This window comes from Thiothrix unzii, assembly GCF_017901175.1.
Classification (GTDB): domain Bacteria; phylum Pseudomonadota; class Gammaproteobacteria; order Thiotrichales; family Thiotrichaceae; genus Thiothrix; species Thiothrix unzii.
Map to the genome: position 1 here is coordinate 2612688 of NZ_CP072793.1, position 19614 is coordinate 2632301.

The following is a 19614-nucleotide window of genomic DNA, read 5'->3' on the forward strand; positions in this document are numbered from 1 at the left end:
TCAATCCCTCACAATGCCTGAATCATCGGCACAGCACCATAACGCCCTGCCAGATACGCAGCCTCTAAATTCTCGTAGCCCTTACGTGGTTTGAAATCCAGTAGTGAATACAAGCGCGTCGCTTGATTTTCGCCCTTCTCACAAAACCACACTTGATCACGCCTTAATATATCTTGATCCAATATTGATGTTTCATGCGTCGTAAAAACTAACTGCGCATTATTAGGGTTGTGTTCAGTGGAGTTAAATAATCCAATCAAGTAACACACTAATGTTGGATGAAGCTTTGCATTGATTTCATCAATAATCAATAATTCTCCAGCCAATAATGCCGCATTTAGATAAAATGCCAAATTAAATAATTCTTTTGTTCCATCAGATTCATCTTTTAGTTTTGATTCGTATTGATGGCCGTAAACTTTCCTAATAACATTAATTTCATCTATCGCTTGCTTAATCGTATCACCTGTCGATTCTCCTTCTAACAGAAGAAAAGGATTTGCATTGCTTGATATATCTATAATTCCAATATCAGCATCTTTAAGAGTGGAAATTAGTGATAATTTTGTTTTTGGATTGAATAACGTACTGGCACTGAAAAAACCAGAAAGAAATTCATCGAGTACTTCCCACATGTGTTTAATATAGACATAAATAGGGGAGAGCGATTCGCTGTTGAGTTGGGCTGCTGTTGATAAGAATAGGGTGTTTTCACGGGTACTATCGCGCCAGACTTTTTTTTCGCCTTTGAGGTTAGCGTCTAAGTGCCATGTGTACACGTTCGTTTGTGAGTCGTATTCGCGTTCAAACCAGCGTTGCGAACGACCTTTGGGGAAGGCGAAGAGCCATTCTGACCAAATACGTTCAGCCGTCGCAGAAAAGCCGTATTGGTATCGCACGTCATTGGTGATGAAAATAAGTTCAAATTCGGTAGGCTGTTGTGGGGTCACAGGATCGAACATAAACGGCACGACAGGTAATTTCTCGCCGACGTTCGGGGGAGTTACCACTATTTGTTTCATCATTGACAGGGCTTTGATGATGTTGGATTTCCCCGCAGCATTTGCACCGTAAATGGCGGCAGATTTCAGTAAGGTTTCACTGCCCGGTGCTGTCGGTTTGAAGGTATGGGTTGCTTCGTGTTCGCTACCCTTACCTTTGACCATGCTGAGCGTTTGTTTGTCGCGGATGGAACGAAAGTTTGTGACTGAAAATTCGACTAACATAACCTAAACTCTATAAGAAACCGGATTAACTGCTAATTTTCGTCATTTTTTGACAAAAACAGGCTTTTCTTCCTCAAGAGAATAGCAGGATCACGGTTAATTTCACAGTTTTAAGCCAATCACCACGTCCATCACATTCGTGCCAGTCACGCCAACGTGAATCAAGTCGCCGCTGGCTTCGAGGAATGTACCCGCATCCGCCGCGTGCAAACAAGCCACTGGGTCAAGGTTTTCCGCATTACCGCGCAGGCAAGTGCCGCTATCCACCAACGCGCCAGCATCCGCCGTCATCCCATCCGTGCCATCGGTTCCCGCCACCAGCAACAGGCAATCATCCGCATCCTGAAGTTGTAACGCTGCTGCCAAGGCAAAATGCTGATTACGCCCACCACGTCCCGGTTGTTCGGGTAATTGCACCGTGGTTTCCGCGCCCCACAAATAAATTCCCGGTTCGCTATCAAGCAAATGCTGGACGCAGGTACTAGCGGCGGTAAGCACATCACCGACCAGAAACTCCGGCATAATAGTCGTGGGAGCAAACAATTCACTGGCTGCCATTGCCTCCAGCATCGCAGCATTATTCGCCACCATTTGCCAGTCAAAATCACGCGCAGAAGGCGCGGGAAACAATAGCCCCGAACCAATGACTTCAGGATCATCATTAGGCACGTCGGACATTAACAAACACGTTACTGCACGCTCACCCACGTAATCCCACAATTGACCGCCCTTGATGCGCGAAACACTGCGGCGCATCGCATTGATTTCATGGATGTCTGCACCGTTTGCCAGCAATTCGTTAGTCAATGCCTGCAAGCCTTCCAACACCCAGCCATCGGCTAATACCTCCACCAAACTGGATGTACCGCCGGAAATCAAAAACAACACCGGCTCATCCGCAGGCAACGCTTGCAAATAATCCAGCAATGCCTGCCCCGCCGCCAACGACGACTCGTCAGGAACCGGGTGCGCTGCCTCGCAGATTTGCACATTATCCAAGGTAGCGGTATGCGCCGCGACGTGCCCATGTTTAGTAATCAGCAACGCGGAACGCAACGCATGGTGCAAATAACGCCGCGCCCCGTCCAGCATCGCATCCGCCGCTTTACCGATAGCCACCACATGGCACGGATTACGCTCGGCACGGGCTAACAACGCCCGGTACACCACGCTCGTACCATTGACGGCTGCCAAGCCCGTGGCGTAAAGCTCCAGCAAGCACTGACGTGGATTCACTCGCCCAAACCCCGTGCTAAATCGCGCTGAATATCGCGGATATGTTCTAAACCCACCGACACTCGTATCAGCCCGTCCGCAATCCCTGCTGTAGCTTTTTGCTCAGGCGTTAACCGCCCGTGAGTAGTCGTTGCCGGATGGGTAATAGTGCTTTTGGCATCCCCCAAATTCGCGGTAATCGACAGCATTTGCGTGGCATCAATCACCTTCCAGGCCGCTTCCTGCCCGCCATTCACCACAAACGACACAATCCCGCCGAAACCACTTTGCTGACGTTGCGCCAGCTCATGTTGCGGGTGCGAAGCCAAACCGGGGTAATGCACCGCTGCAATGTTGGGGTGCGTGGTCAGCCATTGGGCTAACTGCATGGCGTTATCGCAATGCGCTTTCATCCGCAGTGACAGCGTTTCCAAGCCTTTCAGGAAAATCCACGCATTGAACGGACTCATGGTAATCCCGCCGTTGCGCAAAATAGCGTAAACATCCTTGCCCACGCGCTCTTTATCGCCAAGGACTGCACCGCCTAATGCACGCCCTTGCCCATCCAAATACTTGGTCGCGGAATGCACTACAATATCCGCCCCTAATTCCAACGGGCGTTGTAAAGCCGGGGTGCAAAAACAGTTATCGACTACCAGCAAACTACCGTGACGATGGGCTAAATCGGCTAATTCACGAATATCCACAATTTCCGTCAACGGATTTGCTGGCGTTTCCACAAATAACAAGCGCGTATTCGGCTGCAACGCGGCTTCCCAAGCTGCCATATCGGTTAATTCGACGAAACTAAAGGTTACACCGAATTTACCAATGATATTTTGCAACAAGAGCGTGGTCGTGCCGAATACGGAGCGCGAACACACCACGTGATCGCCAGCTTTCAACAATCCCAGCATCACCGCCAAAATCGCCGACATCCCTGAACTGGTTGCCACGCAGCTTTCCGCGCCTTCCAACGCCGCTAAACGTTCTTGGAAATAACGTACCGTGGGGTTAGTAAAACGCGCATAAATATTACCCGGTTGCGTACCGCCAAACCGCGCTGCTGCTTCCGCTGCACTGCCAAACACAAAGCTGGAAGTCGGGAAAATAGCTTCAGAATGCTCACCTTCCGCCGTGCGCACATGCCCGCTGCGCACCGCTAAGGTTTCAAACTCCCACGGGAAATCTTGCATGATTATTCCTGACGTTGACGGGAAATAACGACCAACGTGTCTTCCTTCACGCTGTCAAACAAATCAAGCACGTCTTTATTACGCATCCGAATGCAACCGTGTGAAGCCGGTGCGCCCAATTTGCCTTCCTCACCCGTACCGTGGATGTAGATAAAACGCTCTTTGGAATCGACATCACCGCCTTTATTCAAGCCCGGTTCCAAACCATCCAGCCACAAAATACGGGTAGTCACGTAATCCGCTGGGCTATCCGCGCCCGGAGCGGTGAGAATATCAACGATCTTGCCAGTATTTTGCCTCGATTTGAAAATCGTACCTAAAGCCGCGCCATCACCGATTTTTTCAGCAACGCGATGCACGCCCAATGGGGTTTGCTCGCTGCCTTTTTGACTCCCCAATCCCTTGGTCGCGGTCGAAATCACCCATTCATTGACCGCTTTACCCTGCTCAACGAGGAACATTTTCTGCGCAGTGGCATCAATCACCAGAATGCGCTCACGGGAATACGTCGGGAAACGCTTTGCCAAATCGTCCAGAATTGGCGCGAAACGGTTCGCCAAACCCGGTAATTCTTGCTGCGGCATCTGCGCTTGCGGAGCTTGCTCGGCTTGATTGGGTAAGTTCAACGGAATACCATCCGGTTCAGCCATCGCCACACCGCTGTTAAGCACTGTCGCAAATATCAATGGCAGCCATGTCATTTTCACGCTTGGTTTTTTGTGCATCATTGCGTAACGCCTCTAATTCAGTAAAGTAGTCGCCGTTCTCCCCGGTCACATAGTTGCCGGTAAAGACGGAACAATCGAAATCCTTTAAACGCGGATTGCCCTTGCTAACAGCTTGCACGAGGTCTTCCAACGACAGATAAAACAGTCGGTCTACCCCAATTGCCGCTGCAACCTCTTCTTCGGTACGATCGTGGGCAATAAGTTCCTTCGCTGCGGGCATATCAATCCCGTAAATATTCGGGAATTTAATCGCCGGGGATGCGGAAGCAAAATACACTTTATTCGCGCCCGCATCGCGTGCCATTTGCACAATTTCACCGGAAGTCGTGCCACGCACAATCGAATCATCCACCAGCATCACGTTTTTGCCCTTGAACTCTAACGCGAGGGGATTGAGTTTCTGGCGTACCGATTTTTGGCGTTTGGCCTGCCCCGGCATAATGAAAGTACGCCCGATGTAACGGTTTTTGATAAAACCTTCGCGGTACGGCACACCCAAGGTATACGCCATTTCCAGTGAGGAAGTGCGGCTGGTATCAGGAATCGGAATGACCACATCAATATCGTGATCAGGCCACTCGCGCATTACCCGTTCAGCCATTTTACGCCCCATGCGCATCCGGGCTTTATGCACAAACACATTGTCGATAATCGAATCCGGGCGGGCAAAATACACGTACTCAAAAATACAGGTGGCGTATTTCGGATTATCCGCACATTGACGGCTGAAAACTTGCCCATTGAGATTAATGAAAATCGCTTCACCCGGCTCGACATCACGCACCAAACGGTAGCCTTGCACATCCAAAGCCACGCTTTCGGAAGCGAACATGTATTCCTTGCCCTTGGCACTTTCGCGCACCCCATACACCAACGGGCGAATCCCGTTCGGGTCACGAAAACCCACCACACCATCGCGGGTCAACATCGCGATCACCGCATACGCCCCTTTGCAACGCCGATGCACACCACTTACCGCTGCAAAAATATCTTCCGCAGTAACGTGTAAGGCATTTTGCCGGGAAAGTTCTTGCGCAAAAATATTCAGCAGGATTTCCGAGTCAGAATCGGTATTGATTTGGCGGCGATCTTGGCGATACAGCTCTTTTTTGAGCACGTGCGCATTGGTTAAATTGCCATTGTGCGCCAAGGAAATACCGTAGGGGCTATTCACATAAAACGGCTGTGCTTCCGCTGAGGATGAAGAGCCAGCCGTTGGGTAACGCACATGCCCTACCCCCATGTTACCCTGTAACATTTGCATATGGCGGTCGTGAAACACGTCTTTCACCAAACCGTTTTCACGCCGTAAATACAGCTTTCTGCCATCGCTGGTAACGATCCCGGCAGCATCTTGCCCACGGTGCTGCAATACTGTCAGGCCATCGTAAAGTGCCTGATTGACTGGCTCATGCCCGATAATTCCGATAATCCCGCACATATTCTTGCCTTGGTGTGCCATGAAAACGTCATATTCTAACCCCGCCAAAACAAAACAGCCATGCACTTCCATGCATGGCTGTGTATTTTGCCAGAAAGCAATGACCGTTACGGTGGGGTAATCACTGCGGGACGCTCAAGATAGCTAGAAAAATTCTCTGGAATCATCCCTTTAACAACGACTGCTGCATCTTCAAACCAAGGGACGAACAGCGAATCCATCCACCACGATTGTTTTGGAAATGCGGTCACTCCCATCAGCAATACCAGCAAAGTAATGATCAAACCACCACGGGCGATGCCAAAAACACCACCCAAAACATGGTCAATCTTACCCAAACCGATAGAAGACACGGCAGTACTGAGCAGATGATTGATAATGGCTCCAATCACCAACACCCCGAAAAAGATGATGGCAAAAGCAATGCCCATGCGCACCACTTCACTTTGCACCGCGAAGGGCAAAGCCGCCGCTAACGGTTTCACATACAACATGGAAAGACCGAAAGCGGCGACCCAAGTTGCCAAGGAAAGTGCTTCCTTGACAAACCCACGGATCAAACCGATCAGAGCGGAGAGCACGATAAGGACAAAAACGCCAATATCTAAATATTCTGCTGTCATTGATTACTGATTACTTGCTGCTGGTTACAAAGCTATTTTGTACATCACGATTTTGTGAGTAACGTGTTTTCATTTTAGCTTGTGCAGCAGAAGCAGCAACTTTATCGGCATAACCGCCTGCAACTACCCGATAAACTGTTTTGCCATCCACCTTCACGGCGTTAACGGAAGTTTTGTAACCTTCGCCAGCGAACGTTTTTGCCAGCGCATCCGCTTTTGCTTTATCGCTGGTTGCCAGCAATTGCACCGCAAATGCACCACCGGTAGCCGCAGCAGCAGGTTTTGCTGGTGTGGTAACAGCCGCAGTGCCTGTGCCTTTCGCCAATTCCAAAGACTTCGCAGCGGCTGCTTTTTCAGCATCAGCTTTTGCTTTCTTCGCAGCATCTTCTTTAGCTTTGCTTTCCGCAGAAACCGGAGCAGGTACATGTTTTTCGTTAACTAAAACAGGCTTAGGCGTGGCAGGCTTCTTTTCTGCCGGAGCTTCCGCTGGGGTGTCTTTAACTGAAGCGTTAGTGCTCGGTGCTTTCGTTGCGGTATCTGTCTTAGTAGTGGTAGCCGCAGTGGTGGTTGACGCGCTTTCAGTGCTTCCAGCAGCGGCTGGGGCTGCATTACCTGTGCCTAAGCTGCCTGTGCCGTCTTTCACTTTGCCGTCAATATCCACTACTGGGCGGGTTTCGCCAGAAGCGGCCGGGCGCACGTCAAAACCTGTGGTATTAGGCTCAACATTGACGTTTGGAATAATGCCAGTGACAGCGGCGGTGGCTGCCGTAGCTGCTGCTGCCGGATCAAGCGTTTGTTGCGCTGTTTGTGCCGCATTCGGATCTTCACCCACCAGTAATGGCTTTTGAGTGCCGTCTACTGCACCGGGGAAACCCAAAATGGGTTTGGTATCAGCAGTCTGCTGCATTGCCATGTCTTGGCCTTCACGATTTTTGCCCTTTAGCAACCATGCCAAAAGAAGGGCTGCGACCAGCACCAGTACCACTGCGCCAATCATGCGTTTGGTTGTAGCCTTGTTGTCCATCTGTTTTACTGCTCCTTAAGAAAAGTGTGACACTCAAAAACCTATTGTGATTCGCGCTTTGTGGGACTCAAGACACGAGACTTAGCCCTTAACTAACGAGAACGTTCAGCATACCGGATACTACCAGAAAAGAACCGAAGGCAACCACTCGATCCTGTGTGCTGGCGTGGCTTTGAATAAACTGCCAAGCAGAGGGAAAATCGTCGTGAAAATAAATCACTTTACGCACGCCAGCAGCGCGTATTTTGTTACCCAGATCAGTCGGGTTTATCGCCCGATAACCGCCAAGGGGAACCAAATGCCACTCATCCACGTGCGCTGCCATGATTTTCACAACCCCAGCAACATCCTTGTCTGCTAGTATAGAAAAAATCGCGGATGTTTTGCCATCAATGGGATTTTTTTTCAACCAATCTGCTAACTGAATCGCCGCATGGGGGTTATGAGCGACATCCAAAATGGCGTTTGGCTGACCTGCAAACTGCTGCATTCGCCCTGAAAGACTCACCGTGCGCAAACCTTCAGCAATGGCTTGCTCACTCACTGGCAAACGCGCCTGTACCTGCTGCAACGCCGTTACCACGCACGCCGCATTAAGGCGTTGTACCTCACCCAGCAATGCAGGCTGGGGCACGTTATCCACGCTGAAATCGCGCCCGTATTGCAGTAACTGTGCTCCAATACTTGCGGCTTGCGAAGCAATCGTTGCCGGTGGCTCTGGATCACCGCACACCACTGGCTTACCGGGGCGCATAATGCCCGCCTTTTCCAAACCAATGGCTTCGCGGGTATGACCTAACCAGTCCACATGATCCAAACCGATGCTGGTAAGAATACTGACATCCGCATCCCACAGGTTACAAGCGTCTAACCGCCCGCCTAAACCCACTTCCAGCACGATGACATCAACCTTGGCTTGCACAAAACACCAAACGGCAGCCAACGTACCAAATTCAAAATACGTCAGGTCAATCTCATCGCGGGCTTGGTCAATCGCATTAAACGCCGCGCAAATCTGCTGATCAGTCGCCGGTTTACCATCAAGCGCGATACGTTCGTTATAACGCAGCAAGTGCGGGGAAGTGTACGTGCCAACCAAGTAACCCTGTACTTGCAAAATGCGGGTTAGCATCGCGCAGGTCGAGCCTTTGCCATTGGTTCCGCCGACGGTAATCACTGGTACGGGCAAAGTCAGCAAATCCATACGCTGGGCAACGTTACGGATGCGATCCAACCCTAACTTAATTTCTGACGAGAATTGATTTTCCTGCCAGCGTAACCAATCGTCGAGCGTATTCACGCAGCACTCGACAAATCTTGTGCAACGGGTGCGGGGCGGTGTTGCAACATAGCCACCACTTCAGCAATGGTTTCGCGCATCGCTTTGCGGTGGACAATCATGTCAATCGCACCTTTTTCCTGCAAAAACTCACTGCGCTGGAAACCTTCTGGTAATTTTTCACGCACCGTTTGCTCAATCACGCGCGGCCCGGCGAAACCAATCAAGGCTTTGGGTTCAGCAATGTGTAAATCTCCCAACATCGCAAAACTTGCCGATACCCCACCCATGGTCGGGTCGGTCAATACGGAAATAAATGGCACGCTTTTATCGCTCAGGCGCGTCAATACCGCGCTGGTTTTGGACATTTGCATCAGGGAAAACAAAGCTTCCTGCATCCGCGCCCCGCCACTGGCAGCGAAACAAATGTACGGAATATTTTGCGCCATTGCCGCTTCCGCACCGCGCACAAAACGTTCACCGACCACCGAACCCATTGACCCGCCCATGAAACGGAAATCGAATGCAGCAGCTACCAACGGCACACCCAACACCGTGCCTTTCATCACGATCAGTGCGTCTTTTTCGCCGGTTTCCTTTTGCGCCGCAGCCAAACGGTCTTTGTATTTCTTGGTATCGCGGAATTTCAGCATATCAGTCGGGGCAACGTTTGCAGCGATTTCTTCACGCCCTTCGGCATCCAAAAACACTTCCAAACGCCGCCGCCCGGAAAGGCGCATATGGTGGTCACACTTGGGGCAAACCTCCAGATTGCGTTCCAATTCCGCGCGGTAGAGTACCGCCTGACACGCTGGGCATTGATGCCACAAACCTTCAGGAATCGACTTTTTTTCAGTATTGTTCGCATCGGTGCGGATGCGTGAAGGCAGACGCAGTTTTTCAAACCAACTCATTTCGTGTTACCCCTTAAACCCCAGCGTCCATCGCAGTGCGCATGGATACTAACAAATCACTAATGCCATCCATGATAGCAGCATGATCGTCAGGTGTCGCTTCGATCAACTTGATGACCGCACTACCGACGACCACTGCATCTGCTGTTTTCGCTACTGCCGCTGCTGTTGCCGCGTCTTTAATGCCGAAACCAACACCCAACGGTAAATCAGTATGTTGACGGATTTGCGCAATGTGTTGCGCGACTTGCCCGACATCCAATGTACTTGCGCCCGTCACGCCTTTCAGCGAGACGTAGTAAATGAAACCGCCGCCCGCTTGCGCCACCGTTGCTATACGACGCTCCGGCGTGGTCGGTGACAACAGGAAAATCGGGTCAATGCCATGTTCGCGGAACAAAGGCAATACGCCCATGCCCTCTTCCGGCGGTAAATCCACCGTCAGTGCACCGTCAACACCCGCTGCTTCTGCCGCTTTGGCAAATTCGGCGTAACCCATGATTTCAATCGGGTTCAAATAGCCCATCAGCACCACGGGCGTAGTGGCATCGGCTTGGCGGAATTCTGCCACCATACCAAGGATGTCGTGCAGGCTGGTATTGTGTTTCAGGGCGCGTTCGTGCGCTTGCTGGATCGTTGGGCCATCCGCCATCGGGTCGGAAAACGGCACACCGAGTTCGATAATGTTTGCACCAGCAGCCACCATGCGGTGCATGAGCGGCACGGTGATCGACGGGTGCGGATCGCCCGCCGTGACATAAGGAATCAATGCGGTTTTGCCCTGTGCTTTGAGGGCGGCGAAACAAGCGGCGATGCGACTCATAGCGTAATGCCCTCCAGCCGTGCAATGGTGTTGATGTCTTTGTCGCCACGTCCGGAGAGGTTGACGATAATGCTTTGGTCTTTAGACATAGTTGGCGCAAGTTTCATCGCGTAAGCCAGCGCATGGCTGCTTTCCAGTGCGGGAATAATGCCTTCGATGCGGGTTAAGGCGTGGAAACCTTGCATCGCTTCCGCATCCGTCACTGACACGTAGTTGGCACGACCAATGTCTTTCAACCAAGCGTGTTCGGGGCCGACACCGGGGTAGTCCAAACCAGCTGAAATCGAATGGGTTTCGATGATTTGCCCGTTGGTGTCTTCCATTAAATAGGTGCGGTTGCCGTGTAATACGCCCGGTTTGCCTGCGCACAACGGGGCAGCGTGTTTGCCGGTTTCGATGCCGTCACCTCCTGCCTCCACGCCGTAAATGGCGACGGATTCATCCGCGAGGAAGGGGTGGAACAAGCCAATAGCGTTAGAACCACCGCCGACACAAGCCACCAACGCATCGGGCAAACGCCCTTCCTGCTCCAGAATCTGTTCACGCGCTTCACGCCCGATCACGGATTGGAAATCGCGCACCATTGCGGGATATGGGTGCGGGCCTGCAACTGTACCGATAATGTAAAAGGTGTCATCGACATTCGTTACCCAGTCACGCATCGCTTCGTTGAGCGCGTCTTTCAGCGTTTTGGAGCCGGAGGTGACAGGAACAACGGTTGCGCCCAGCAATTTCATGCGGAACACATTGGGGGCTTGGCGTTGCACGTCTTCTGCGCCCATGTAGACCACGCATTCCAAACCGAGGCGAGCGGCGATGGTGGCTGAGGCTACGCCGTGTTGACCTGCGCCGGTTTCAGCGATAATGCGCTTCTTGCCCATGAATTTGGCGAGCAAGGCTTGACCAATGGTGTTGTTGATCTTGTGTGCGCCGGTATGGTTCAGATCTTCGCGCTTAAGGTAGACTTTTGCGCCGCCGAGTTCGCGTGTCCAGCGTTCCGCCAGATACAAGGGGCTGGGGCGACCGACGTAGTATTTGAGGTCGCGATCGAATTCGGCTTGAAAGGCTGGGTCGTTTTTGAGCTTTTCGTAGGCTTGTTCGAGTTCGTAGATGGGTTCCATCAACGTTTCTGCGACGAAACGCCCGCCGTATGCGCCAAAATGCCCGGCTTTGTCCGGCATGGCATTCCAGTTGAATTCGCTGAATTTCACGTTACCGCGCTCCTACGTAGAAGATCGTAAAAACGGGGTAAGTTAGCATAAGTGGTAAAACCTAGCTATGTTGCGGTTGGGTTATATGAACGGGAGACACCACTATGAACTGAACTATGAACTGGCAAATTGATGTTCTGATAGTTCCAGCGGTGGCAAATTGTCTATATCGGGAAAATCCAGGTCTGATGGTACGCAGGCAGCGAGGAAGGCAAGTAATGAGGGGCGTTGTAAAGCTTCAGTCTGCTTACTGCCGCGCTCATCGACGATGAATTGCTCGTTTAACTGTATGTACATGGTGCGCCCCTTTCAGTGAATGCGTGCTTTGATTCTGGCATAGCAACCTAAAGCCTGCAATTACGCGGCTTGTTTCACGGGCGTAATGTGCATATCAACGTGAATATCAGCAAAGGGGCAGTGCAACGCGCCCTTTTCAGTACGTTCCAGCAAACCCAGTTCAACCAAGGCTTGTGCGTCTTCGTGTACCCGTTTCACATCGCGCCCCACGTAGCGAGCAAGTTCGCGCACACCCATTGAGCCTGCTTGTTGCAAGGCGTTTACGATGTCCCAACGGCGTTCGGTCAGGCGAGAAAAGAATGCCGCAGGGGTTTGGAAATTGAGAGTTTCGCCCTGATAGCTAGTGTGTTGCGCGAGTTTTCCGGCGGCGCGTAAGGCAGCTTTCCAATCGGCTTGTAATGTGATGGTCAGTTTGCGCTTTTCCATTTTTCTACCTCCGTCAGAAAATCTTCGATTAAGGGGGCAATGCCAGTAAATGTGTAGGTATATTCAGCGTCATTTAGATGGAAGTGATCGCCTTTGCCGCGTTCGTTATCGAAACCCACTACACGCTTGCCACCGACGATATAAACCAGACGGTATTTGTAGCCGTGCGTGGTCGGAGGCACAGGTTCGGGCACACGCCAAACCACTAACTCAATACCATCACCAGTGGGTGATATGTCGCGGAAACGGGTAATTAACTCGGCTTTCATGTTGGCAATATAGCCAACATTCTAAATGACTGTCAACTAAAACCTCCTCACACCACCCAATAAACCTGACCATCCGTGGTGATTGCACCTAACTCCACCATGCCATCTAGGACGTTTTCAATATCTGGAATTTTGCTGCGTTTGAACAGGACGGCGAGTGCTTTGACCGAACGCGGTGCGATAATCAGCTCCTCACGCACGATTTTGATTTGATCGCGTAACAGCTTAGGCCAGTCACGTTTGGCTGCGGGGATATTCCCTTCGACTTCGCTATGGGAACCGCTGTCGTCGTCGGCAAGCGCAAGGTCTTCCTGTTGGCTGAGCGGAGTCGAAGCCTGCTTATCCGGTGCTTGAAAGTCGGGGCGTAACCAGCGGATTGTGCCGTTGGCTTCTTCGGCTGCGCGTTGGGTATTGAGATCAACGAGGCGGCTAAGGAGGGTTTCTTCGGCTTGCGCTTGGGCTTCGGGCTTGTCGGGGAGTGGCGTAGTAGCACCGGGTTTGCCGACGAGTTCGGCGGCGAGGTCATCCCATCCGTAGGCGGCGAAAACGGCGCGGTCTAGGTTGTCGTGGAGTTCTTGCAGGATGCTGGTAAGGGCTTGTGCGTGAATCACTTTATCCTTGTCGTTCAGCACTTCACCGCTACGCAACTTTTCCAACACGTTGTACATATTGGTTAGCGTCAGGGTTGGGTGGGCGGCTTGCTGGCGTTTGCGGTGCGCGTCGATTTTCTCGGCAATCGTCCGAATTTCCGCCTTCTGCTCGTCACTCGCATCAGGAAACGGAAACGTCTCGAAACACGTTGTTTTCACATAAACCGAATCATTACCAACGCCCAAGCGACTACCAGTTACATCAGCCCAACGTACATGAACTCGACTCGATAACACACCAAATAACCACGCATCATCCATCGCAAGGTTTATCAATTTGTTATCAGGCAGAATGTTTTTGTCCAGAAAGACAAAAGTACGGTGTTTACTCGTTTCGACAGTCGCAATGTAGCAGTTTATATTGGCATACATACGCCGCCATTCTTTTCTCGGCTCACCGAATAGCCACCAATAGTCACGATAAATAGCCCGATTATTTTGATCGCGCTCCGGTTTGACACGTTCAAGAATCCACTGATACAAGCATGGAAACTGCTGCCGGACACCATCAGCATCAAGGCCAAACAAGTCAATAACCAAAACATCACGTGGACTTTGGGTTATATCACGCCCATTCCGGTATTCGCGGATATGCTTTTCAATACCCGGAATTGTACCAAACCCCAATAGTGCGGCTTCTTCACGAGTCACAATAAAACCAGAACCATGCAATTTTACACCGGGCGAACTAATACCAAGATTGGCTTGCAGTGCTTTGGCTGCGGCAATGTTTGCGCCTGCGGTTAGGTCGGCGTGGAGTTTGCCGGTACGGGTTTTGAATTCGATGTTGTGGGCATCTTCGCCGTCGGTGGTGGATTCGGCGGTGACGGTTTGCAGCGTTCCGGCAAGGTCGCCCCCTTGCCCCACGGTCATGGCAATGCGTACCGCCGCGCCGTCGCCACTGTCCACCCACGGATGGTCGGGAATGGCAAAAATCAACGACAGCGGCTCTTTGGCTTCGAGTTGCGCTTGCACGACACGGCGATTAAACGTCTGGCGCAAACTGTTGGTGGTGATAAAACCAAAGCGTTGCGCCTTGCTCGCCCGTACCGTTTCCGCCGCTTTGTGCCACCAATACATCACAAAATCGCTCGATTCCGGCACATCAACCCACGCCTTACGCAACGCTTCCACATAGCCATCCCCCAACGTCGCCCGCATCGGCGCAGCCCCAATAAACGGTGGATTGCCGATGATGTAATCGGCGGCAGGCCACTCGGCCTTGCGCGGATTGAGGTAGCGCAACACTGGCACTTGCGCGGTTTCATCCGGCACATCTTTGCCCGTCACCGGATGCGTTTTGAAGGTGCGCCCATCCCAGCGCGTCACGGGATTCCCCGCCGCATCCAGCACGTTTTCCACGCCGTCATATGCCAGCACCGCATCGCGATTCTCGATATTGTGGAAGTCACGCAAAATCGGCTCGGCAGGCGACACATTGCCATGCACCCGAAAATGCCATTGCAGATACCCAATCCACAACACCATTTCCGCAATCGCCGCCGCCCGTGGATTCACCTCCAGCCCCAAAAACTGCTGCGGACTCACCGACACACCTTCCATTTCCAGCGAACCCTGCACATCGCCCAAACCCGCCAGCGTATTCAACACCTCACCTTCCAAACGCTTGAGGTGTTCCAAAGTCACATACAAAAAGTTACCCGACCCACACGCCGGATCAAGAATCCGCAAATGGCACAAATGCTGATGAAATGCCCGAATTTTCGCAATCGCTTCCTTATTCTTGCGTCCCCTGCTCGGCTTCTTTGCTTTACTATCCGCCTTCGCTGCTTGACGCTCTTCCAACAATGCCTCGACCTGCACATCCCTCCACTGCTGGCGCAATGGCTCCAGCACCGTCGGCAACACCAGCCGCTCCACGTAAGCACGCGGCGTATAATGCGCCCCCAACTTGTGCCGCTCTTTCGGGTTCAAAGCACGTTCCAACAACGTCCCGAAAATCGCCGGTTCAACATAACGCCAATCCGCTGCTGAGGCATTCAGCAACATCTGGATTTGCGCTTTGTCTAACGCGAGTGCCATCGCCCCTGCAAACAGCCCACCGTTAAAGCGTTTAATCTCAACAAACTCGCTGTTGTCATAACCACCTTTATCCATCATCAACCACAAGTTTTCCATCGCTGGCTTAAAGCGTTCTGGCTTATCCAACAGCTTTTCTAGCAAGTGCGTGAAACGGTCTTTGGGTAATAGCTCCACATCTTCCGCGAACATGGTAAACAAGCAACGCATCAAAAACGTACCCACCGTTTCCGCCGCGTGCGCAACTTCCAGCGATTTCGCCAATGCTGCCAATTGCGTCGCAATCTGCTTGGTGACTTTGGCGGCTTTTTTGGATTCATCAAGACTATGCGGGTCAGTCCACACCGCCGCCAGCCGCGCACGGATGTCCGGCTTACGCAAATCATCGAGTTTGATGCGGTACGAGCTGCTATCAGGGAACTGGGTATAGGTTGAATTGGAACAGGAAAATTCCGCATACAGTTCAATCACATGCCCCACATCGGTCAAAATCATGAACGGCGGCTTTTTCTCAGAGGCGGGCAGATTACGAATATAGCCTTCCGCTTGGTTACGAGCGCGGCTCATAGCCGTATCCAATCCGGTAGAACCGTACTTCTTGCCCGTCGATTTGCCTTCCAGCACAAAACAATCGCGTCGATACAGGTCGATAAAGCCGGTGTTGGAACTGCCATCAACCTTAACCAGATCAATGCGCCGCTCAAACACGTAAGTGTTCAAGACGTTATCACCGAGTGCAGGCTGAGGCTTTTCCACGTCCAGCAATTCACACAACTCACCAAGGAAAAGCTGAAAATTAGCCTTTTCCGAGCCGTCTTTGCCTTGCCAGCGTTGGATGAAAGCGTCCGCGTGCGTGTCGGTGGTGATCATGAAAGCCCCTGTGTGCCCGATAATGTGGGGGGAATTTAACCTAAGTATGGGGTGGGGGCAATCATCGGTTACTATGGGTTAAAGAAACCTTACCGATCATACAATTCATCCCTTGTCCAACGACGACCTTCACTAGCCGCTACTGAACGTTCAGCCATTGCCAGCATTCTATCCGTTGCCTGCTGCCGTGCCACATCCATCATAAACGCCTGCACCTTCGCCGCATCCTTCACGCCGGGTGCAGATTCCACCCCACTGCTCACATCCACCGCATACACGCGGCTGGTGCGAATCGCTTCCGCGACATTTTCCGCCGTCAAACCACCAGCGAGAATAATCGGCTTGGGATAATCCTGCGGCACTTGCGTCCAATCAAAGGTTTCGCCCGTGCCACCCGCCGCGCCCGGTGCATGGCTATCCACCAAAAAGCCTTGCGCATCAGGAAAACGCGCTGCATACGCCGCAAAGCCACCCGATTCCGCCAGCCCTTTCATGCCCACTGCTTTTAAGTACGGGCGGGAAAATTGGCGGCAATAGTCCGGCGTTTCCGAACCGTGGAACTGCAAAATATCCAACGGCACGGCTGCCAATACTTCGCGCACGAAATCCGCTGACGCATCTAAAAATAAGCCAACGGTGGTAATAAAAGGAGGGACGGCGGCACAAATTTCCGCCGCTTGCGTGATGCTCAGATTGCGTTTGCTCTTGGGGTAAAACACCAAACCAATCGCATCCACACCTGCCGCACCAACCATGAGCGCATCCGTGACTGACGTGATTCCGCACACTTTTACCCGACAACGCATAACGAGTTCCTTGGACGTAAAAGTGTTACGCTACCACAACACGCCGCGCACCGCTTAATGAATGGCAGGCAAAGCCAGCAGCAGGTTGATGAAAGATACAGAAATAAGCAACATAATCAGTTTGTATTCGATAGTCATGAGTTTCCTCGTTCAAGCTTTATTTTTATTTTTGGTAAATCGTCCATGACCAAGCCGCTAGTATTTTCATCTTCATCATGGGCGCTGTAACTATACAAAAAGATTAATTAATACCCAATTAACGCCTCACCGATTGTCTGGTAAGCCAACGCCAATTCGTCTTGGGTCACGCAATACGGTGGCAACAAATAAATCACATTCCCCAACGGACGCAGCAACAAACCACGCTCGTGGAAAAAAGCCTTGAGCTTCGCACCCACCGCCGAGGTATACCCTGCATCCGTCGTGACCACATCAAATGCCGCAATCGTTCCCGTCACCCGCACGTGCTGAACCGCCGGATGCCCTGCCAATTGCGCCAATCCCTGCCGATGCCAAGCTTCAATTTGCGGTAATTTCGCCAGTGTTTGCTCATCTTCAAACACTTGCAACGAGGCCAAGGCCGCCGCACAACCCAACGGATTCGCGGTAAACGAATGCCCGTGGATCAACGCACGATCAAAGTTTTCACCCAAAAATGCCGCATAAATCGCCTCACTCGCCACTGTCACTGACATTGGCAAAAAACCGGCTGTCAGCCCCTTCGACAAACAGATCAAATCAGGCATGACTTGCGCCTTGATCGCCGCAAACATCGCGCCCGTGCGCCCAAAACCGGTCATGACTTCATCGAAAATCAGCAAAATACCCGCCGCACGTAACTTTGCCGCCAACTGTTGCAGAAATTCCGGGCGACACATCCGCATTCCCGCAGCCCCCTGCACCAATGGCTCGATAATTACCCCAGCTAAAGTTTCACCGTGTTGTGCCAAATACGTATCCAACACCGCTAACGCCGCTTGCTCTTTACTCACCACATCTGCATCGCCGTCCCACGTTTGCGGGTAAGGCAATAAACCCACCTCAAACAACAAACTCCCGTAAGTGCTGAAAAAATCAGAACCCCGCCCCACCGACATTGCCCCAACCGTATCGCCATGATAGCCGCCTTCAAACGCAAGAAAGCGGGTACGCTGCGCTTCGCCTTGGTTGCGCCAATATTGCAATGCCATTTTCAACGCCACTTCCACGGCTGTCGAACCATCATCGCTGAAAAACACGCGGGTTAATCCGGCGGGTAAGCGTTGCACCAATTCGTGCGCCAATTGCGCCGCAGGCTGATGAGTAAATCCGGCGAAAATCACTTGCTCCAAGGTGTGCGCTTGTTTGGCAATCGCAGCGGCAATCGTCGGGTGCGCGTGCCCGTGCAAATTCACCCACCAAGACGAAATCAGATCGAGGAATTCTCGCCCGTCTTCGGCGTACAAACGAATACCTTTGGCAGAAGTGATCGGGATTGGGTCGGGCGCGGTCTGGGCTTGGGTAAAGGGATGCCAGACGTGCTGGCGGTCGAGGTTGGTGGTCGTCATTCTTCTGCCTCCTGCAATGTCAGTTCCAATTCGCGGCGCAAGTCCTCTACGTTTGGCAAATAAAGCTGATATTTCTGTACAAAAAGCTGGCTATTCATTTGATAGGTGGCGTATTCAACCAGCAACTCATCCTTATGACGGCTCAAAATAATTCCAATCGGTGGATTATCACCCTCAATATTTTCCTCATTGGCGAAGTAACCCAGATAGAGGTTCATCTGCCCGATGTCATGATGTTGCACTTCGTTGATTTTCAGATCAATCAACACGAAACAACGCAAAATGCGGTGATAAAACACCAAATCAACTTTGTAATGGGTATTATTGAGCGTGATGCGGTATTGCCGCCCGACGTAGGTAAAACCTTTGCCCAGCTCCAGCAAAAATTGTTGTAAATGATCACAAAGCAGCGTTTCTAGTTGCAATTCCGATACCCGATACGGCTCTGGAATTTTCAGAAACTCAAACACATAGGGTTCACGTAATAAATCGCCGGGCTGTTCGATCAATTGCCCTTGCTGTGCTAAACGTAGAATGCCTTCTTTGTCAGTGCTTGCGGCAAGACGTAGGAACAAAGCACTGTTTTTTTGCCTCATTAATTCCCTAACTGACCAACGTTCACGGCTGCATTGTTGCTCATAAAAACTACGCTCTAAGGGATCATCAATCTTGAGAAATTCAACTACATGAGTCCACGTCAAAAAGTGCGGCAGTGACGCACCTTTTGGGTAAAGCAGGTAAAACTGGCGAATACGAATCAGATTACTACGGCTAAAACCCTTACCAAAACGTAACGTCAAATCAGTCGCAAGCTGCTTAATGAGCGATTTTCCATAGCCCGCTTTCGCACTGCCTGCTTGTTCAAACTCAACAATGTGCCGCCCAATTTGCCAATAAGTTTCCAACAGTTGCACATTGACGGCTTGTACCGCTCGCAAACGCCCTTGATCGTAGGTGCTGGTAATGGTAGCGATCAATGCATCGTAAGGTTTTTCGGGTAAAATACTATTCATGTCTAGCATCTAACGT

Annotated in this window: 18 protein-coding genes; all 18 read right to left on the reverse strand. The window is 51.5% G+C overall.

Annotated features, from left to right (window positions below):
• Positions 1 to 8 precede the first annotated feature (8 nt).
• The 18 genes from J9260_RS12960 to J9260_RS13045 all read right to left on the reverse strand — a co-directional run bounded on the left by J9260_RS12960 (position 9) and on the right by J9260_RS13045 (position 19598).
• Complete coding sequence (locus J9260_RS12960; RefSeq protein WP_210218155.1) at positions 9 to 1226, reverse strand: AAA family ATPase; 1218 nt, start codon at positions 1224 to 1226, stop codon at positions 9 to 11.
• Positions 1227 to 1328: 102 nt separating this feature from the next.
• On the reverse strand, positions 1329 to 2462 hold the full coding sequence (locus J9260_RS12965; RefSeq protein ID WP_210218156.1) for a glycerate kinase type-2 family protein: 1134 nt from the start codon (positions 2460 to 2462) through the stop codon (positions 1329 to 1331).
• Positions 2459 to 3637, reverse strand: a complete 1179-nt coding sequence (locus J9260_RS12970) for an O-succinylhomoserine sulfhydrylase (protein WP_210218157.1) — start codon at positions 3635 to 3637, stop codon at positions 2459 to 2461. Before J9260_RS12970 ends, J9260_RS12965 begins: the two co-directional genes overlap by 4 nt.
• A 2-nt stretch (positions 3638 to 3639) precedes the next feature.
• The gene (locus tag J9260_RS12975) at positions 3640 to 4365 is read right to left on the reverse strand and encodes a L,D-transpeptidase (protein ID WP_246499441.1); all 726 of its coding nucleotides are present in this window, start codon (positions 4363 to 4365) and stop codon (positions 3640 to 3642) included.
• Positions 4301 to 5806, reverse strand: a complete 1506-nt coding sequence (gene purF, locus J9260_RS12980) for an amidophosphoribosyltransferase (protein WP_210220792.1) — start codon at positions 5804 to 5806, stop codon at positions 4301 to 4303. The genes J9260_RS12975 and purF overlap by 65 nt, the downstream gene beginning before the upstream one ends.
• Positions 5807 to 5913: 107 nt before the next feature.
• Entirely contained in the window at positions 5914 to 6429 is a 516-nt protein-coding gene (locus J9260_RS12985; protein WP_210218158.1) for a CvpA family protein, read from the reverse strand.
• A 10-nt stretch (positions 6430 to 6439) separates the two neighbouring features.
• Complete coding sequence (locus J9260_RS12990) at positions 6440 to 7453, reverse strand: SPOR domain-containing protein (RefSeq protein WP_210218159.1); 1014 nt, start codon at positions 7451 to 7453, stop codon at positions 6440 to 6442.
• Between the two features lie 88 nt (positions 7454 to 7541).
• A complete protein-coding gene (gene folC / locus J9260_RS12995) occupies positions 7542 to 8753 on the reverse strand; it encodes a bifunctional tetrahydrofolate synthase/dihydrofolate synthase (RefSeq protein WP_210218160.1) in 1212 nt (403 codons plus the stop codon).
• A complete protein-coding gene (gene accD / locus J9260_RS13000) occupies positions 8750 to 9646 on the reverse strand; it encodes an acetyl-CoA carboxylase, carboxyltransferase subunit beta (RefSeq protein ID WP_210218161.1) in 897 nt (298 codons plus the stop codon). Before accD ends, folC begins: the two co-directional genes overlap by 4 nt.
• Positions 9647 to 9659: 13 nt before the next feature.
• Positions 9660 to 10469, reverse strand: coding sequence for a tryptophan synthase subunit alpha (gene trpA, locus J9260_RS13005; RefSeq protein ID WP_210218162.1), 810 nt, complete (start codon positions 10467 to 10469; stop codon positions 9660 to 9662).
• Entirely contained in the window at positions 10466 to 11650 is a 1185-nt protein-coding gene (gene trpB, locus J9260_RS13010; RefSeq protein ID WP_210220793.1) for a tryptophan synthase subunit beta, read from the reverse strand. Before trpB ends, trpA begins: the two co-directional genes overlap by 4 nt.
• 144 nt (positions 11651 to 11794) lie before the next feature.
• Positions 11795 to 11977 (reverse strand): hypothetical protein, encoded by a 183-nt coding sequence (locus J9260_RS13015; protein ID WP_210218163.1) that lies wholly within the window; start codon positions 11975 to 11977, stop codon positions 11795 to 11797.
• A 60-nt stretch (positions 11978 to 12037) separates the two neighbouring features.
• Entirely contained in the window at positions 12038 to 12403 is a 366-nt protein-coding gene (locus J9260_RS13020) for an HVO_A0114 family putative DNA-binding protein (protein WP_210218164.1), read from the reverse strand.
• Positions 12385 to 12672, reverse strand: a complete 288-nt coding sequence (locus tag J9260_RS13025; RefSeq protein WP_210218165.1) for a toxin-antitoxin system TumE family protein — start codon at positions 12670 to 12672, stop codon at positions 12385 to 12387. Before J9260_RS13025 ends, J9260_RS13020 begins: the two co-directional genes overlap by 19 nt.
• 47 nt (positions 12673 to 12719) lie before the next feature.
• The gene (locus J9260_RS13030) at positions 12720 to 16232 is read right to left on the reverse strand and encodes a class I SAM-dependent DNA methyltransferase (protein WP_210218166.1); all 3513 of its coding nucleotides are present in this window, start codon (positions 16230 to 16232) and stop codon (positions 12720 to 12722) included.
• A gap of 89 nt (positions 16233 to 16321) precedes the next feature.
• The gene (locus J9260_RS13035) at positions 16322 to 17038 is read right to left on the reverse strand and encodes a phosphoribosylanthranilate isomerase (RefSeq protein WP_210218167.1); all 717 of its coding nucleotides are present in this window, start codon (positions 17036 to 17038) and stop codon (positions 16322 to 16324) included.
• A gap of 245 nt (positions 17039 to 17283) precedes the next feature.
• Complete coding sequence (gene bioA / locus J9260_RS13040; RefSeq protein ID WP_210218168.1) at positions 17284 to 18585, reverse strand: adenosylmethionine--8-amino-7-oxononanoate transaminase; 1302 nt, start codon at positions 18583 to 18585, stop codon at positions 17284 to 17286.
• The gene (locus tag J9260_RS13045) at positions 18582 to 19598 is read right to left on the reverse strand and encodes a PDDEXK nuclease domain-containing protein (protein WP_210218169.1); all 1017 of its coding nucleotides are present in this window, start codon (positions 19596 to 19598) and stop codon (positions 18582 to 18584) included. The genes bioA and J9260_RS13045 overlap by 4 nt, the downstream gene beginning before the upstream one ends.
• Positions 19599 to 19614: the final 16 nt, after the last annotated feature.

What these genes read in the sequence shown, in the direction of transcription:
- J9260_RS13045 (WP_210218169.1), bottom strand. Translation starts at nt 19,598, where the DNA reads ATGAATAGTATTTTACCCGAAAAACCTTACGATGCATTGATCGCTACC.
- J9260_RS12985 (WP_210218158.1), bottom strand. Translation starts at nt 6,429, where the DNA reads ATGACAGCAGAATATTTAGATATTGGCGTTTTTGTCCTTATCGTGCTC.
- J9260_RS13030 (WP_210218166.1), bottom strand. Translation starts at nt 16,232, where the DNA reads ATGATCACCACCGACACGCACGCGGACGCTTTCATCCAACGCTGGCAA.
- J9260_RS12990 (WP_210218159.1), bottom strand. Translation starts at nt 7,453, where the DNA reads ATGGACAACAAGGCTACAACCAAACGCATGATTGGCGCAGTGGTACTG.
- bioA (WP_210218168.1), bottom strand. Translation starts at nt 18,585, where the DNA reads ATGACGACCACCAACCTCGACCGCCAGCACGTCTGGCATCCCTTTACC.
- trpB (WP_210220793.1), bottom strand. Translation starts at nt 11,650, where the DNA reads ATGCCGGACAAAGCCGGGCATTTTGGCGCATACGGCGGGCGTTTCGTC.
- J9260_RS12970 (WP_210218157.1), bottom strand. Translation starts at nt 3,637, where the DNA reads ATGCAAGATTTCCCGTGGGAGTTTGAAACCTTAGCGGTGCGCAGCGGG.
- J9260_RS13015 (WP_210218163.1), bottom strand. Translation starts at nt 11,977, where the DNA reads ATGTACATACAGTTAAACGAGCAATTCATCGTCGATGAGCGCGGCAGT.
- J9260_RS12975 (WP_246499441.1), bottom strand. Translation starts at nt 4,365, where the DNA reads ATGATGCACAAAAAACCAAGCGTGAAAATGACATGGCTGCCATTGATA.
- J9260_RS12960 (WP_210218155.1), bottom strand. Translation starts at nt 1,226, where the DNA reads ATGTTAGTCGAATTTTCAGTCACAAACTTTCGTTCCATCCGCGACAAA.
- J9260_RS13025 (WP_210218165.1), bottom strand. Translation starts at nt 12,672, where the DNA reads ATGAAAGCCGAGTTAATTACCCGTTTCCGCGACATATCACCCACTGGT.
- accD (WP_210218161.1), bottom strand. Translation starts at nt 9,646, where the DNA reads ATGAGTTGGTTTGAAAAACTGCGTCTGCCTTCACGCATCCGCACCGAT.
- J9260_RS13020 (WP_210218164.1), bottom strand. Translation starts at nt 12,403, where the DNA reads ATGGAAAAGCGCAAACTGACCATCACATTACAAGCCGATTGGAAAGCT.
- purF (WP_210220792.1), bottom strand. Translation starts at nt 5,806, where the DNA reads ATGTGCGGGATTATCGGAATTATCGGGCATGAGCCAGTCAATCAGGCA.
- J9260_RS13035 (WP_210218167.1), bottom strand. Translation starts at nt 17,038, where the DNA reads ATGCGTTGTCGGGTAAAAGTGTGCGGAATCACGTCAGTCACGGATGCG.
- trpA (WP_210218162.1), bottom strand. Translation starts at nt 10,469, where the DNA reads ATGAGTCGCATCGCCGCTTGTTTCGCCGCCCTCAAAGCACAGGGCAAA.